This is a genomic window from Aureimonas sp. AU4, from assembly GCF_001463765.1.
GTDB lineage: Bacteria > Pseudomonadota > Alphaproteobacteria > Rhizobiales > Rhizobiaceae > Aureimonas.
On record NZ_BBWK01000088.1, the window covers coordinates 1 to 539 of the forward strand.

1 protein-coding gene is annotated in these 539 nt (G+C 68.6%); it reads left to right on the forward strand.

Going from position 1 to position 539, the window contains the following annotated elements:
- Positions 1-369 (forward strand): hypothetical protein (locus AUL35_RS22675; protein ID WP_062018325.1); only part of this gene is annotated, 369 nt, incomplete at its 5' end.
- Positions 370-539 lie beyond the last annotated feature (170 nt).

Consider the following 539-nt stretch of genomic DNA (forward strand, 5'->3'; position numbering starts at 1 on the left):
ACGAACTGCGCGATCGCCATCGTCAACGGCACCGGCACGCTGACCACCAACGGCACGCTCAGCAACCTCAGCTCCAAGAATGCGGGCGGTTCGCCCGCCAAGGTCACCATCACAACCACGGGCGGCGTGCGCGTCAGCCTCGACGCCGTCAGCGCGGCCACCGTGCCTGTTGCCGATACGGGACCGACGACCTGGACGCCGGTCTACTCGATGAGCGGCGCTCAGACGGTCGCCGAGACGGGCTCGTCGACGCTGATGACCGGCTCGGGAACCAGCAACATGGACATCAACCTGACCGGCACGAAGCCCAGCACGGACTCGTTCCGCGGGGGATCCTACGCCGCCACGGTGACGGTCCGATGCGAGTGAGGGCTGCGACCATCCCGTCGATCCTGATGCTGGCGGTCGTGCTGCTCGCTGGGGGCGCCCGAGCCCAGTCGCTGACCCCGATGCGCGGCGAGGTCCGCAGCGTCAGCGACGCCTTTGCGGTCCGCGTCTTTCCCTCCAACCCCTACGATCGGCCGATCCGCGTCGAGGTG